Annotated in this window: 12 protein-coding genes; 6 read left to right on the top strand and 6 right to left on the bottom strand. The window is 58.9% G+C overall.

The genetic code is table 11. The features are described from left to right. Nucleotides 1-251: 251 nt before the first annotated feature. Nucleotides 252-989: an SGNH/GDSL hydrolase family protein gene (locus tag G1C95_RS01310; RefSeq protein WP_169171130.1), complete on the bottom strand. Its 738-nt coding sequence runs from the start codon at nucleotides 987-989 to the stop codon at nucleotides 252-254. 353 nt (nucleotides 990-1,342) lie between these two features. On the opposite strand from G1C95_RS01310, the gene G1C95_RS01305 reads away from it, so the two are divergent. Beyond that, on the top strand, nucleotides 1,343-2,119 hold the full coding sequence (locus G1C95_RS01305; RefSeq protein WP_205832653.1) for a sialate O-acetylesterase: 777 nt from the start codon (nucleotides 1,343-1,345) through the stop codon (nucleotides 2,117-2,119). A 117-nt stretch (nucleotides 2,120-2,236) separates the two neighbouring features. On the opposite strand, the gene G1C95_RS01300 is transcribed toward G1C95_RS01305, so the two are convergent. The 4 genes from G1C95_RS01300 to G1C95_RS01285 all read right to left on the bottom strand — a co-directional run bounded on the left by G1C95_RS01300 (nucleotide 2,237) and on the right by G1C95_RS01285 (nucleotide 6,029). After that, complete coding sequence (locus tag G1C95_RS01300; protein ID WP_169171128.1) at nucleotides 2,237-2,875, bottom strand: RpiB/LacA/LacB family sugar-phosphate isomerase; 639 nt, start codon at nucleotides 2,873-2,875, stop codon at nucleotides 2,237-2,239. A gap of 164 nt (nucleotides 2,876-3,039) precedes the next feature. Beyond that, complete coding sequence (locus tag G1C95_RS01295; RefSeq protein ID WP_277348152.1) at nucleotides 3,040-3,849, bottom strand: gluconate 5-dehydrogenase; 810 nt, start codon at nucleotides 3,847-3,849, stop codon at nucleotides 3,040-3,042. 150 nt (nucleotides 3,850-3,999) lie between these two features. Next, complete coding sequence (locus G1C95_RS01290; protein ID WP_169171127.1) at nucleotides 4,000-4,971, bottom strand: amidohydrolase family protein; 972 nt, start codon at nucleotides 4,969-4,971, stop codon at nucleotides 4,000-4,002. Nucleotides 4,972-5,231: 260 nt separating this feature from the next. Further along, the gene (locus G1C95_RS01285) at nucleotides 5,232-6,029 is read right to left on the bottom strand and encodes an SDR family NAD(P)-dependent oxidoreductase (protein ID WP_169171126.1); all 798 of its coding nucleotides are present in this window, start codon (nucleotides 6,027-6,029) and stop codon (nucleotides 5,232-5,234) included. 149 nt (nucleotides 6,030-6,178) lie between these two features. Between G1C95_RS01285 and rhmD the strand changes: the two genes are divergently transcribed. The 5 genes from rhmD to uxuA all read left to right on the top strand — a co-directional run bounded on the left by rhmD (nucleotide 6,179) and on the right by uxuA (nucleotide 12,096). After that, nucleotides 6,179-7,405, top strand: a complete 1,227-nt coding sequence (gene rhmD / locus G1C95_RS01280) for an L-rhamnonate dehydratase (protein ID WP_205832652.1) — start codon at nucleotides 6,179-6,181, stop codon at nucleotides 7,403-7,405. Between the two features lie 14 nt (nucleotides 7,406-7,419). Beyond that, a complete protein-coding gene (locus tag G1C95_RS01275; RefSeq protein WP_169171125.1) occupies nucleotides 7,420-8,184 on the top strand; it encodes an HpcH/HpaI aldolase family protein in 765 nt (254 codons plus the stop codon). A 156-nt stretch (nucleotides 8,185-8,340) separates the two neighbouring features. After that, nucleotides 8,341-9,135 (top strand): IclR family transcriptional regulator, encoded by a 795-nt coding sequence (locus G1C95_RS01270; RefSeq protein ID WP_205832651.1) that lies wholly within the window; start codon nucleotides 8,341-8,343, stop codon nucleotides 9,133-9,135. Between the two features lie 140 nt (nucleotides 9,136-9,275). Further along, a complete protein-coding gene (locus G1C95_RS01265; protein ID WP_169171124.1) occupies nucleotides 9,276-10,925 on the top strand; it encodes a mannitol dehydrogenase family protein in 1,650 nt (549 codons plus the stop codon). 40 nt (nucleotides 10,926-10,965) lie between these two features. Next, nucleotides 10,966-12,096 (top strand): mannonate dehydratase, encoded by a 1,131-nt coding sequence (gene uxuA, locus G1C95_RS01260; RefSeq protein ID WP_169171123.1) that lies wholly within the window; start codon nucleotides 10,966-10,968, stop codon nucleotides 12,094-12,096. 276 nt (nucleotides 12,097-12,372) lie between these two features. Here the strand turns inward: uxuA and G1C95_RS01255 are convergent, their stop codons facing one another. Beyond that, a complete protein-coding gene (locus G1C95_RS01255) occupies nucleotides 12,373-13,518 on the bottom strand; it encodes a glycoside hydrolase family 88/105 protein (RefSeq protein ID WP_169171122.1) in 1,146 nt (381 codons plus the stop codon). Between the last annotated feature and the right edge of the window lie 50 nt (nucleotides 13,519-13,568).

Here is a 13,568-nt window from a genome sequence, read left to right as displayed (position 1 = left end):
ATTGCCGAAGCTCCGCGCACATTGTTGCTTTGTCATCGATTTCCTTTCCCTGAGCGACATCTTCGCCGCCTCCAGAAAACAACCATGCACTCCGTTAGGCATGATGATCATTCTTTTATCGATACGCATTTACTCGATACGTATTTACTAGAATGTCAACGAATCGAATCCACGCAACTTTAGCGTGTCGCATTCCACGCCAAACGCAACCAAAACGGGATAGAAACGGCGGAATACCGCCGTTTAGAGAATCAGCGGCCTACATGCATCATCGAGGTCAATACCCTTGCCACCACCGGAGTGTAGAACCTGTCGATAGCGGGGAAATTCGGATGGGTTCCGCTCGGCTGCCTATCGGGATGATCATAGGTGATGGTTTCGGGAGTGCCCGGTAGACCGTCGTTACCCAACGCGTCGAAGGAATACTTCACGCGGTCTTCATCCCGTCGAGTGTCGAGATCGGAGTCCGCCCATACATCCGCCACAACAACACCCCATTTTTCACAGGCGCCCAACGCCAAACGGCGGGCATGCATCTGATCGTCGAAGCTTTGGGCGCCATTCTTATGCACGGCAAGATAGACAATCGCCGCATTCGGCCAGCAGCGACGAAATTCGGCAATGGTCGATTCGAAGCAACCGGCGTAGGTGTCGGGGGCGAATCGGGAGGGGTCAAATTCGCCTGGCGCGGTCAGTTCACCCGGATGGTCACGCAGAAATCCTTGATGCACATCATTGGTCAGACCATCGAATACGATGACGTCGGGCGCAGGCGAGTCTGCAGGAACCTCTTCGGTCTGTTTCAGGATCTGCCCGCCCAGATCCGCGCTATGCAATGGCGTAGAGCAGATGGTGGCACCGTTGCGTGCCATCTTGATTACACGACAGCCGCCAATCGCCGCAGCGACGCGTTCCACACTCCCCTGTTGCGGATACACATGGCCGTTGACGATGCTATCGCCGAACGCGTAGATGATCGTCTCAAACATATCAGTCCCTCCTTCGGAACGCTTATAGACAAACGGCTCGATGCAGCCGCGAACATCACAGTCGGTCAGTGTACCACCGAACTCTTCATCATCTTCTTCGCAATCCATCATCACGCCACACCGCCGCACGCGATTCACGCATTCTTTTCCCGCCGGCCAACTTCCTTATCTCACCGCCCGCCCTACGCACGACGGCAAATCTCGCCAACACCGATGGCGTCTCCAACATGCAGTTTGCATACCTGCATACAACGGCAAATTGTGACGCGGCATCCTCACGAAAGCCACAGTAACGGTAGTGTTGACAGTGGCGCCGGCACACCGCCGACCACCGTACGGCAATGGGAGCGACAATGGAACGTGTATTCGATCTGATGATGTGCATGGGGCAGTCCAATATGGCGGGGCGCGGCATTACTTCCGAACGCTGGCCTGAACCGGCCGCAGAACCACTGCCGGGTATCGGCTATGAATACCGCGCGATTACCGATCCTGATCATCTGCATGATATTCGCGAACCGTTCGGCGTGAATGAGAATGATCCGAATGGCATCTATGAACCGGGCAAGAAAACCGGTTCCATGGTCACCGCCTTCGCCAACGCCTATGTACCGGCTGCGGGCATGCCAATTATCGCCGTTTCCGCAAGCAAGGGTGGATCGTCCATCACACAATGGCATGGCGACAAGGGTGATCTGCTGGATGACGCAATCCGCCGGTGCGATCGGGTGCAGCAGTATGCCGCGAAGCACGACATTGTTTTCCGGCACCGGTATACGCTTTGGTGCCAGGGCGAGACCGATGGGGACAGGGGCATGTCTTCTGAGGAATACAAGATTCGCTTCCGGCATTTGATGGATCGTATGCGCGAGCATGGCATTGAGGCGTGTTTCCTTGTCGCCATTGGTGAATACAACGGTCCGGATGCACGTGATTATGCTTCTATCCGTCAAGCGCAGCTAGAGTTGGCCGACGAACTGCCGGATGTACATCTGGTGTGCGATGAACTGCATACCATGCGGGCACGTGGGTTGATGAAGGATCGCTATCACTACTTTCAGCAGGCATACAACGAAGTCGGCACTATCGCTGGCCGTAATGCAGGCATGATTGCGGCGGTTCGTGGGTAGCGCAGCCCGATATCACGCAGAGCCTCGCACAACATATATCGGTAATGTAAAGGCCGCGCGGACTCCTCACGGAATCTGCGCGGCCTTTACCACACACAACAAAAAAGCAGAACGCGATTAGTCGATCAGGGACAGTACGTAGTCCTTGATTTCACCGTCGGCGGCGTGGGCTTCGAACAGTTCCTTGAAATGTTCGCCGGCGAACGCACCCTTGACCAGCTCGGGGTCGAGATCCTTGTAGATGTCGACGAGCGGGCGGTAGGCGGCGGCACGCACGCCGTCGAGAATCTTCTTGTTGCGCTGTTCGGGAACGACGCGCTCCTTGGGGTAGCCGGAGCCCGGCTCCTCAAGCCACATCTGCTCGAAGATGTACTTGAGCTGCAGTTCCTGGCCCCAGCCGTTCTTCAGGGCGAAGGGAATGGCCATGGCGTTGCCGTCGTTGATCTGGGCGAAGGTGTAGGCGTCGAGCGGATCTTCGACGTGACCGCAGATCACGCCTGGGAAGGAGTTGAGGGCCAGCATGGCGCCTTCGCCGGTGCCGCAGCCGGTGACCACGAAGTCGGCCGCACCGGTGTTGAGCAGGGCTGCGGCGAGGATGCCGTTCTGCACGTAGGTGAGTGGAGCGGAGCCTTCGGCGGAGTACATGCCGTAGTTGTCGACTTCAAAACCCTTGGGTTCGACGACCTTCTTCAGTGCGTCGAAAATCAGGTCGTTCTTCGCATTCTGCGAATTCTCATTGATCAGTGCAATACGCATTAATCCATTTCCTTTACTGCTAACAGTGAAATCATTAATAATCATTGATTACGCAGTAAATCACGTGATGATGCGTGCGACTTCAAGGCGCGGAAGGCGAAGGCGTACGAAGGTACGTCGAGCCTTCCGCAACGCAGAAGGCGCTCCATCATCGCGTGATTTACTTACTGGGGTTGCTTGCCGATGTACGCCAGAATGCCGCCATCAACGTACAGCACGAGGCCGTTGACGAAGTCGGAGGCGTCGGAGGCGAGGAACACGGCCGGGCCTTGCAGATCCTCGGGGGTGCCCCAACGGGCGGCCGGGGTCTTGGCGACGATGAAGGCGTCGAAGGGGTGACGGGAGCCGTCGGGCTGGCGTTCGCGCAACGGAGCGGTTTGCGGGGTGGCGATGTAGCCGGGGCCGATGGCGTTGCACTGGATGTTGTGCTCGCCGTATTCGGAGCAGATGTTGCGGGTGAGCATCTTGAGACCGCCCTTGGCTGCCGCGTAGGCGGAGACGGTTTCGCGGCCGAGTTCGCTCATCATGGAGCAGATGTTGATGATCTTGCCGTGGCCCTTCTTGATCATGCCGGGGATGACGGCCTTGGAGACGATGAAGGGGCCGGTCAGGTCGATGTCGATGACCTTGCGCCAGTCGTCGGCGGACATTTCAAGCATGGGGATGCGCTTGATGATGCCGGCGTTGTTGACGAGGATGTCCGGGCTGGTACCGAAGTCCTGTTCGATGTCGGCGATGAGCTGGTTGACGGCGGCTTCGTCGGTGACGTCGGCCACGTAGCCCTTGGCATCGATGCCGGCTTCCTTGTAGGCGGCCATGCCGCGTTCGACAGCGGCTTCGTTGATGTCGTTGAAGGCGATTTTTGCGCCGGCGGCTGCGAAGGCGGAGGCGATGCCGAAACCGATACCATAGGAGGCACCGGTAACAAGTGCCACTTTGCCTTCCAGTGAGAACTTGCTCATATCGAATGTCATGGTGATGACTTCCTTTCGCTGTTCACTTGCCATCGTTCGATGGCTGATGACTCTATTCAACCGCGAGTTTCATGGAGTGCATAGTTTGTTGCCAGCAGTCAGCATTTTGACGTTATGAAATCGGTTTTATAGCATCGCCCCATTATTCGATCAGAACCGGTAGTAGCGTCGCGCATTGTTGACGAATAGTGCGTCGCGTTCCGAACGTGACAGATCTTCGACGCAGCGTTCGTAGGCGTGCACGAGATCCGCTAGCGAACAGTGCAGCTTGTCTACGGGGAAGTTCGATGCGAACATGGTTCGCTCTGCACCGAAGACATCAAGCACGGTGTAGATGGCCGGTTTGATTGATTCGACGGTCCAATAGTGGTCCATCGAAGGCAAGCCGGAGATTTTGATCACGCAGTTGTCACGCTTGCCCAGTTCAATCAGACCGTTCTTCCACAGTCGCCAGCCTTCGAGGTTGCGATCGGCCCACATACCAGCATGGTTGATGATGAACAGCGTATCGGGATGCTCGTCGATGACTTCGGCCGCCCGCATGAATTGGGTGGGGTACAGCTGCATGTCGAAGCTCATCTCGTGGCGTTTGAGCAGACCGAGACCTCGCAGCCAGTTGGGGTCATCCATATAGGGTTTGTCAACGTATTGGTAGAGCGGATGGGTGTGCATGTTGAGGTTCTGGCGGAAGCCTCGCACGTTCGCGTATTCGGCTTCGGCTTCCAGTGTCGCTTCGATGTTCGGCGCGCTCAGGTCGCCTCCGGCTACGATCATCACTGGCAGGCCGGAACGCTCGCTCATGTGCTGCACTTCGGCGACTTCGGCCACCGGATCGTCGGCGTTGGCTTGAATGTGTACCGCACCGACCACTGATGCTTTAGATCCGGCCAGCTCCTCCGTCAGCGATTCGGCGGTGTAGTCGCCTGCAAGGAACAGTGGATCCCATGGCCCTTCGAAGGTGGGTGCTTTGCTGGGGTTGAACCATGAGTAGAGCGCCACGGTCATCAGGTGCACATGCGTGTCGATGAATGCGCGTGGTGCCGCCGCCCGATCGGGCGTCTCCGGAACGATGGTGTAGAGGCGCCCCGGCACCGTCTCCTGATAATCCTCACCTAATGTCATACGGACTCCTTTGTCTGTGTACTTGCACCTATGTCAACCAACACACGCCCCGAATCGGCGCAGGACGCGCGCGTCTTGAACGCCGCGTAACCCGAAGTCGTACAAAAGTACGTCGAGCGGTTGTGCGGTGCCTGAGACGCGCCGCCTCTCATTGTCGAATCGGCGCAGGACGCGCGCGGCTTGAACGCCGCGTAACCCGAAGTCGTACGAAGGTACGTCGAGTGGTTACGCGGTGTTCAAGACGCGCCGCCTCCGCCGATTCACAAGACTGAACGGGTGTCGTTTTCGTAACTATTGCGCCCCTGCCCGGTGGCCGCAGTGGTGCCGCCATCGACGGGCACCACGAGGCCGGTCAAGTATTTCGCGCCGTCGGAGGCGAGGAAGAGTGCGAGGTCGGCGCAGTCTTCGGGTTTGCCGGTGCGGCCGAGGGCCACGCGTTCGACGTAGGGCTTGAGGCGCTCGGGGTCGCTCCAGACTTCTTTGTTGATGTCGGTTTCGATGAAGGCGGGGGCGAAGGCGTTGACACGTACGCCGTAGGCGCCGTAGTCGAGGGCCACGCAGCGCACGAAGCCGTTCATGGCGTGCTTGGTGGAGTTGTAGGCGGTCTGGCCCCAGTCGCCGAAGAGGCCGGAAACCGAGGTGTCGACGACGATGTTGCCCTTGGATTGCTTGAGGTAGGGCAGGGTTTCCTTGGTGAGGTAGAACAGGCCGTCCATATTCACGGAGAAGAGCTTGTGCCATACCTCGTCGGAGACGTGTTCGATTTCACCGCCTTCGAAGATGCCGGCGTTGGAGACCACGACGTCGATGTGGCCGAATTCGTCGGCTACGGATTTGACGAGTTCGGCGACCTGGTCGTGCTTGGACACATCGGTGATGTGCGTATGACCGCGCTCGTAACCTGCGACGGTTTCCTCCAACGGCCCAGGCCTCATGCCCACCGCCACGACGGTGGCGCCGTTGTCGAGAAAGCCGCGGGTGATGGCGCGGCCGATGCCGGTGCCGCCACCTGTGACGATAACGACTTTGCCGTTGAAGTTGTATTGGTTTGCGGTCATGGTGTTGTTCCCTCCGACTGCCTTGTGCGGACACTGATTCATCCAGTAAGTGTACTCGCCGCCACAGCATATCCCTATATTTGGGATGGTATTTCAACTATGGATACACTGGTGATTGTTCCATCCATACGCACTCAAAGAGGATTGATATGGCATTAGCACCATCGCTGAAACTGCCAACCATCACCCACATCCGTGCCTACTCCATGGGCGGCGCCGCCGCCAAGGTGCACGGTCAGGGCGGTGGCGACTACCACGATCAGGGCAAGGACCACTGGATCGACGACCACATCGCCACCCCGATGTCGAAGTACGAGGAATACAAGCAGTCCCGCCAATCCTTCGGCATCAACGTGCTCGGCACGCTGGTAGTCGAAGTCGAGGCCTCCGACGGAACCACCGGCTTCGCCATCTCGACCGCCGGCAACCCCGGCTGCTTCATCGTCGAGCATCACCTGTCCCGCTTCGTCGAGGGCAAGCGCGTCGACCAGATCAAGCTCATCCATGACCAGATGCTCAACTCCACCCTGTTCTATTCCGGTGGCGGTGGCGTGGTGATCAACACCATCTCCTGCGTGGATCTGGCGCTGTGGGACCTCTACGGCAAGGTACTGAATCTGCCCGTCTACAAGCTGCTCGGCGGTGCCGTGCGCGATACCATTCATTTCTACGCCACCGGCGCCCGACCCGATCTTGCCCAGAAGATGGGCTTCATCGGCGGCAAGATGCCGACCCACTGGGGCCCGGCAGACGACGACGAAGGCATCGAAAAGGATATCGCCATGCTCGCCGATATGCGCGAGAAGGTCGGCGACAAGTTCTGGCTGATGTTCGACTGCTGGATGAGCCAGACCGTCAACTACGCCACCAAGCTGGCGCATGCGGCGGCCCCCTACAAGCTCAAATGGATCGAGGAGTGCTTCCCTCCGAACCAGATCGAGTCCTACCGTCAGCTCAAGAAGAACATGCCCGCCGGCATGCTGATGACCACCGGCGAGCACACCGGCACCATCGAAGGCTTCAAGGAGCTCTCCGACGCGGGCGTGGACATTCTGCAGCCCGATGTCGGCTGGTGCGGCGGCGTGACCTCCCTGTGCGAGATCGCGGCCATCGCCAAGTCGCGCGGCCAGCTCGTGGTGCCCCACGGCTCGTCGGTGTACTCGCACCATGCGGTTATCACGTTCACGAACACCCCGTTCAGCGAATTCCTGATGACCTCCCCGCACGCGGACTCCCTGCGCCCGCAGTTCGACCCGGTGCTCGTGGGCGAACCCGTGCCCGAAGGCGGCATTATGACCGCCGAACAGCTCGACAAGCCCGGCTTCGGCGTGGAACTCAACCGCGATTGCCCGCTCGAGCGCCCGTTCCAGCACTAAAACGGAAGTGAATTATGGTTGCATTGCCCCATAACGCGTTCAAAGAGGCGATCAAGAATCCCGACAGCCAGCTCAAGGGCCTATGGATCGCCATGGGTTCGGCCACTTCGATCGAGATTGCAGCTGAGATCGGCTACGATTGGCTGCTTATCGACGGTGAGCACGGACCGAATGATCTGAACACTCTGCTTAGCCAGCTGCGTGCCACGCACGGCTACCCCACCACCCCGGTGGTGCGCCCGGCCGCCGCCGATCCGGTGCTGATCAAGCAGGTTCTTGATTTGGGCGCGCAGACGCTGCTGATTCCCATGGTCAACACCGCCGAAGAGGCCGAGCTCATGGTCAAGGCCGTGAACTATGCCCCCGAAGGCATTCGAGGCGTGGGCGGCGTTATCGCCCGCTCCGGCCGTTGGGGTCTGATTCCCGACTACATGCGCGACGCCAAGAACGAGATCTGCCTGATCCTGCAGGTCGAGTCGAAGGAGGCTCTCGATAATATCGAGGAAATCGCGGCCGTGCCCGGTTATGACGCGATTTTCATCGGCCCGGCAGACCTGTCCGCCTCGCTGGGGCATCCGGATGATGCCGCCGCCATCGAGGACCAGGTGCACCATGCCTTCGAGGTGATTCGCAAGCATGGCAAGGCCATCGGCTCGCTTGCCTTCGACCCCGAAACCGCCAAGCGATACTTCTCGTGGGGCGCGAACTTCGTGGCCGTTGCGGGAGATACATTCTCCTATGTGCGTGCACTGCAAGAGGATCTGGCCCATTTCCAGTAAGCCGCATTGAATCCCCTCCCCTTTGGGCGGAGGGGATTTTTCCGTATTACGCACAATGCAATCGCACCTGCTGCACCATGGCCTATACGCCACGGTCTAACTGTGTCTCAGCACAACTGCGCCGCAGCACAATCGCAAGCTCAAAGGTGAGTTACCATGAAACCCATGAATAACGACACGGCAGTCATTCCCGGCACACAGACACTGGTCAACGGTCTTGCCGTGCTGCAAGCCGTCGCCCACGGTGCCACGAACCTCTCCGACGTGGTCGCAGCCACGGACCTATCACGCTCCACCGCACACCGGCTGATCCAGGCTCTGCGTGGCGAACGGTTCCTGCGCGACACCGCCGAAGGCACCATAGCACTCGGGCCGGCATTAATCGAACTGGGGTTCCAGGCACGTGACGCCGTATCGTTGCAGTCCGTCGCTCGCCCGATTCTGCTCGATCTCGCCGAAGAGGTCAAGGACACCATTCACCTCGCCGTGGAAGACAACGGCGAATGCCTGTATCTTGACAAGGTGCGCGGCAGCCGCAATGTCGAAATCCGCTCTTGGCCCGGCTTGCGCATGCCATTGACCTACACCGGCATCGGCAAGGCGCTGCTGCTTGACTCCCCCGACCGCTGGCAGGAACAGTATGAGAGCGACCGCGAGCGTATGGAGCGCCAGCCGCTGCACGACTTCGCATCAATCCGCGCCTTTCTGAAAGCCATGAGCGTATACGCCGAACAGGGATTCTCCTACGATTTAGAAGAGAACGAACCCGGCATCCGCTGTGTGGCCTCCCCCATCCATGACGCCTCTGGCAAGGTGGCCGGTGCGATATCCGTCTCCGGTATGGTGCAGGTAATGCCGCCGCGCCGTATGAAGCAAATCGGCCCCATCGTGCGCGCCGCCGCCGATCGTATTAGTGCCGAACTCGGCTGGAGCTCGGACGCTGAATCATAAGGCAGACCGCAAGGCGTGCAGTCGTTTCCATCGGCCGGAAATGACTGCAACTGCATGCAACGGCCCAGCTGCACGCGGTACCCTGAATACATCTGGCACGGCATCCGCCGCGCCGCCCGCTCAAAGGAGAATGGCAAGCTATGGTTCATCTAACCGATGATCTGACGGCGTTCAAGTCCTTCGACGCCGCCCTTCCCGCATTCGATGTCACTGCAATGCGCGCGCACACCGCCGAACACCCCTATTGGGTGCATTTCGGTGCTGGCAACCTGTTCCGCGCCGTACATGCACCGATCGCCCAGACACTGCTGAATGAAGGTGAAGTGGCCTCCGGTGTGATCGTGGCCGAGACCTTCGACGCCGACATTATCGACGAGGCCTACAAGCCGTACGACAACAAGTCGCTGAATGTGGTGCTGAAGTCCGACGGTTCCATCGAGAATACGCTGGTAGCTTCCGTTGCCGAAGCCTTCGGCGTGCGTGCGCATGACGCCGAATGGGACGGTCTTGCCGCCGTGTTCCGCAACCCTGAACTGCAGTTCGTCACCGTGACCATCACCGAAAAGGGCTACGCTGTCACCCGCGACGGCGCTCCCCTGCCGTGGATCGCCCCGGAGGTCGAGGGCGGCCCGGATACCGCGGTATCCGCCATGGGTGCCATCACGGCCCTGCTACTTGAGCGTTTCAAGGCCGGCGCCTATCCGATCGCCATGGTTTCCACCGATAACTTCTCCCAGAATGGCGACCGTTTCGGTGCTGCCATCCGCGAGTTCGCTGCCCTGTGGGCCGCGAAGGGCTTTGTGGGCCAAGACTTCCTCGACTATCTTGCCGACGATACCAAGGTGAGCTTCCCGCTGTCGATGATCGACCGCATCACCCCGAACCCCGCCCAGTCCGTGGCCGATATGCTCGGTGAGGCCGGTTTCGAAGACAACCAGATTATTCACACCGCCAAGCGCACGAATATCGCGCCGTTCTCTAACACTGAGGAAACCTGGTATCTCGTCATCGAGGACAAGTTCCCCAACGGCCGCCCCGCACTGGAGAAGGCCGGCGTGTATGTGGCCGATCGCGACACCGTCAATGATGCCGACGAGATGAAGGTCACCACCTGCCTGAACCCGCTGCACACCGCACTGGCCACCTATGGCATGCTGCTCGGCTACCTGTCGATGAGCGAAACCATCGCCGACCCCGACCTGACCAAGCTGGTCGAACGTCTCGGCTATGTCGAAGGCCTGCCCGTGGTCACCGACCCGAAGATCTTCTCCCCGAAGGAGTTCCTGCGCCAGGTGATCGAGGTGCGTGTGCCGAACCCGAATATTCCGGATACCCCGGCTCGTATCTCCACCGATACTTCGCAGAAGATTCCGGTGCGTTACGGCGTGACTCTGTCCAAGTACTTCGCTGCTGGAGACGCCGGTGTAGCCGGCCCTGAAGGCCAGCAGACGCTCGACGATCTGGTCGCCATCCCGCTGGTTATCGCCGGCTGGCTGCGCCTGCTTATCGGCACTGACTGCAAGGGTACGCGCGACGACGGCACTGAAGTGACGCTGAGCCCCGATCCTCGTATCAGCGAAATGCAGGAGCACCTGAAGGGTTTGTCCGTGGGCTCTCACTGCTCGAATGCCGCAGTGAAGGCCGCCATCGCACCGATTCTGTCCGATACCACGCTGTTCGGCAACGATCTGACCAACACGCCGCTGTCCACCAAGATTGCCGACTATCTGACCCGCCTGGCCGACAGCACCAACACCGCCCACGCAGTCCTCAAAGACGCTCTCAAGTAACCCACTCCCCCAGCTGTTAGCAACGAAAGGAAACACACCCATGCATATGTCATTCCGCTGGTACGGCGAAGGCAACGACACCATCTCCCTCGACGATATCCGCCAGATTCCGGGCGTCGAAACCATCGTCTGGTCCCTGCACCACAAGCAGGCCGGCGAACTGTGGGAGCCGGAGGAGATCGAGCACGAGATGAAGCTCATCACCGGCTTGTCCGAGGATGATCGCAAGCGTGGCGTCACCAAGACGTTTAACGCCGACGTGGTTGAGTCCGTCAACGTGCACGAGTCCATCAAAACCGGCAAGACCATGCTGGGTATGAGCCGTGACGAGGCCCTTGACAACTACCGCAAGACCATCGAGAACCTGGGCAAGGCCGGCGTGAAGGTCGTCACCTACAACTTCATGCCTGTGTTCGACTGGCTTCGCACCGACATGTTCCACCCGAGCCCGGACGGCTCCACCGCCCTGTACTATGATGCGCACAAGGTCGCCCAGCTCACCGACCCGCAGGCCCTGATCGATGAGACCCTCAACGGTGCCGGCAACTTGACCATGCCGGGCTGGGAGCCGGAGCGGCTCGCCCACTTGCCCGAGTTCATCGAGGCCTATCAGGGCATCGACCACGACAAGTACTACGAGAACTACAAGACCTTCCTCGATGCGGTGATCCCCACCTGTGAGAAGTACGATGTCAAGCTCGCCGTGCACCCCGACGACCCGGCCTTCGATCTGTTCGGCTGGCCGCGTGTGGTCTCCTCTAAGGAAGGCATCCAGCGCGTGCTCGATCTGAACCCGAGCCCCTACAACGGCCTGTGCCTGTGCCTGGGCTCCTTCTCCTCGCGCCGCGGCAACGATCCGGTCGACGCCGTCAAGACCTTCATGGATCGCATTCACTTCTCGCATGTGCGCAACATCAAGTTCCTCGACGAGGCCGGCTCTTTCTCCGAGGTCGGCCACCGCGCCTCCGAAGGCGATGTGGACACCGTCGGCATCATGAAGGCTTACGCCGAAGCCGGCTACGAAGGCTACATCCGCCCCGATCACGGCCGTCATTTGTGGAGCGAGAACACTGAGGCCGGCAAGCCGCGCCCCGGCTATGGCCTCTACGACCGTGCCCTGGGTATCCAGTACCTGCTCGGCGTGTGGGATTCCTTCACCTATACCAAGTAAGGTGCGTCCTTACCATATGCGCGTGAGCGCGCAACCGCTACCATAACGAAAGGGCTGTGACCATCCAGACAGTTGGATGATCACAGCCCTTTCTTCGATTTGCTGACGATGCGTAAACCCATCTTCCGTGGCACTTCTTGCATACTTTCCCACAAAAAGTGCCACGAAGCACAGGAAAACGATCCGTCAACGGCACATATTGCGGATTCTCCCACGATAAGTGCCGCTAGCATCACAGATACGGGCTGCTCGCGGCACTTATTGTCCAATTACTGCTTACGCTTCGGCCTTCTCTCGTCGCAGCACTTCGATATAGGCAAGCACCAGCGGGGCCACGCCCTTGGCGTCGTTACGCACCTTGGGCTCACGCATGTAGTAGTCGAAGGTGCCTTCGCGATGCTCGGTGTTGCCAAGCCCGGCTACCAGACAAATATTGTCGAGAGTGAGCTTGCCATCCTCCTCGTTCAGGCAGGTGTCGCAGATGCCCTTGAACGCCTTGTACCCGTAGTCCCAATAGCGTTCGTCGAGCACGCCGAGACGGGCACCCTTCATAATCGCGTTGGCGAAAATGGCCGAGCCAGATGTTTCCAGATAGTTCGGAGCAATGCGCCCCAAATTGATGACCTGGTGCCACATGCCGGTTTCTGCGTCCTGATACGGCAGCATCGCATCGATGAGTTCGCTGAACATGCGACGCATGATGTCTTTCTCCGCGCTCATATTGGCCGGCAGCAGTTCCCAAGTGTCAATCAATGCCATAGCGAACCAGCCTTCGGCCCTGAGCCAGAAGTTGGATGACAGTCCCGTCACCGGATCGCACCAAAAATCCTTGCGCGACGAATCGTAGGCGTGATAGTACAGTCCGTTACGCTCGTTGCGCATCAGGTCGTGCACCACTTGGAATTGGTGGAAGGAGTCGGAGCAGGCACGCCCGTCGCGATAGCTCAGTTCATATTGCACATAGAACGGCTGAGCCATGTACAGGCCATCAAGCCACACCTGATTCGGGTAGATGAGCTTATGCCAGAAGTTGCCTTCCTTGGTGCGCGGCTGATGTTCCAGCTGGCCGTAGATTACGTCCATGGCTTTGCGGTATTTGGTCTTGCCGGTGATATTGAACAGGCCATATAGGGTTTTGCCGGCGTTGATGTTGTCGAGGTTGTACTCCTCGGGATCATAGCTTCGAATCGAACCGTCGTCGGCCACGAAATAATCGATGAAGCGGTCGGCGAAGTCGAGGTAAATGTCTTTGCCGGTGATTTCGTTCAGTTCGATCAACGCTTTGATCATGCAGCCGTCGATGTAGTTCCACGTATTCGGCTTGCCGGCACGGATCTTTTCGATGTTCCATGCGGGCGCTTCGGGTGTGGAGGTTTCGATGAGCTGCTGGATGTAGGTGTTAAGAATACGCGAGCTTCCCATGATGTTCCCTTGCGTTTGAATATCGGACATTATGATACAAGTCATCCTGA

This window comes from Bifidobacterium oedipodis (assembly GCF_012932425.1).
GTDB lineage: Bacteria > Actinomycetota > Actinomycetes > Actinomycetales > Bifidobacteriaceae > Bifidobacterium > Bifidobacterium oedipodis.
This window is presented reverse-complemented; position numbering and strand designations above follow the sequence as displayed.

Coding starts and splice junctions, on each gene's coding strand:
- G1C95_RS01310 (WP_169171130.1), bottom strand. CDS start 989: ATGTTTGAGACGATCATCTACGCGTTCGGCGATAGCATCGTCAACGGC.
- G1C95_RS01305 (WP_205832653.1), top strand. CDS start 1,343: ATGGAACGTGTATTCGATCTGATGATGTGCATGGGGCAGTCCAATATG.
- G1C95_RS01300 (WP_169171128.1), bottom strand. CDS start 2,875: ATGCGTATTGCACTGATCAATGAGAATTCGCAGAATGCGAAGAACGAC.
- G1C95_RS01295 (WP_277348152.1), bottom strand. CDS start 3,849: ATGACATTCGATATGAGCAAGTTCTCACTGGAAGGCAAAGTGGCACTT.
- G1C95_RS01290 (WP_169171127.1), bottom strand. CDS start 4,971: ATGACATTAGGTGAGGATTATCAGGAGACGGTGCCGGGGCGCCTCTAC.
- G1C95_RS01285 (WP_169171126.1), bottom strand. CDS start 6,029: ATGACCGCAAACCAATACAACTTCAACGGCAAAGTCGTTATCGTCACA.
- rhmD (WP_205832652.1), top strand. CDS start 6,179: ATGGCATTAGCACCATCGCTGAAACTGCCAACCATCACCCACATCCGT.
- G1C95_RS01275 (WP_169171125.1), top strand. CDS start 7,420: ATGGTTGCATTGCCCCATAACGCGTTCAAAGAGGCGATCAAGAATCCC.
- G1C95_RS01270 (WP_205832651.1), top strand. CDS start 8,341: ATGAAACCCATGAATAACGACACGGCAGTCATTCCCGGCACACAGACA.
- G1C95_RS01265 (WP_169171124.1), top strand. CDS start 9,276: ATGGTTCATCTAACCGATGATCTGACGGCGTTCAAGTCCTTCGACGCC.
- uxuA (WP_169171123.1), top strand. CDS start 10,966: ATGCATATGTCATTCCGCTGGTACGGCGAAGGCAACGACACCATCTCC.
- G1C95_RS01255 (WP_169171122.1), bottom strand. CDS start 13,518: ATGGGAAGCTCGCGTATTCTTAACACCTACATCCAGCAGCTCATCGAA.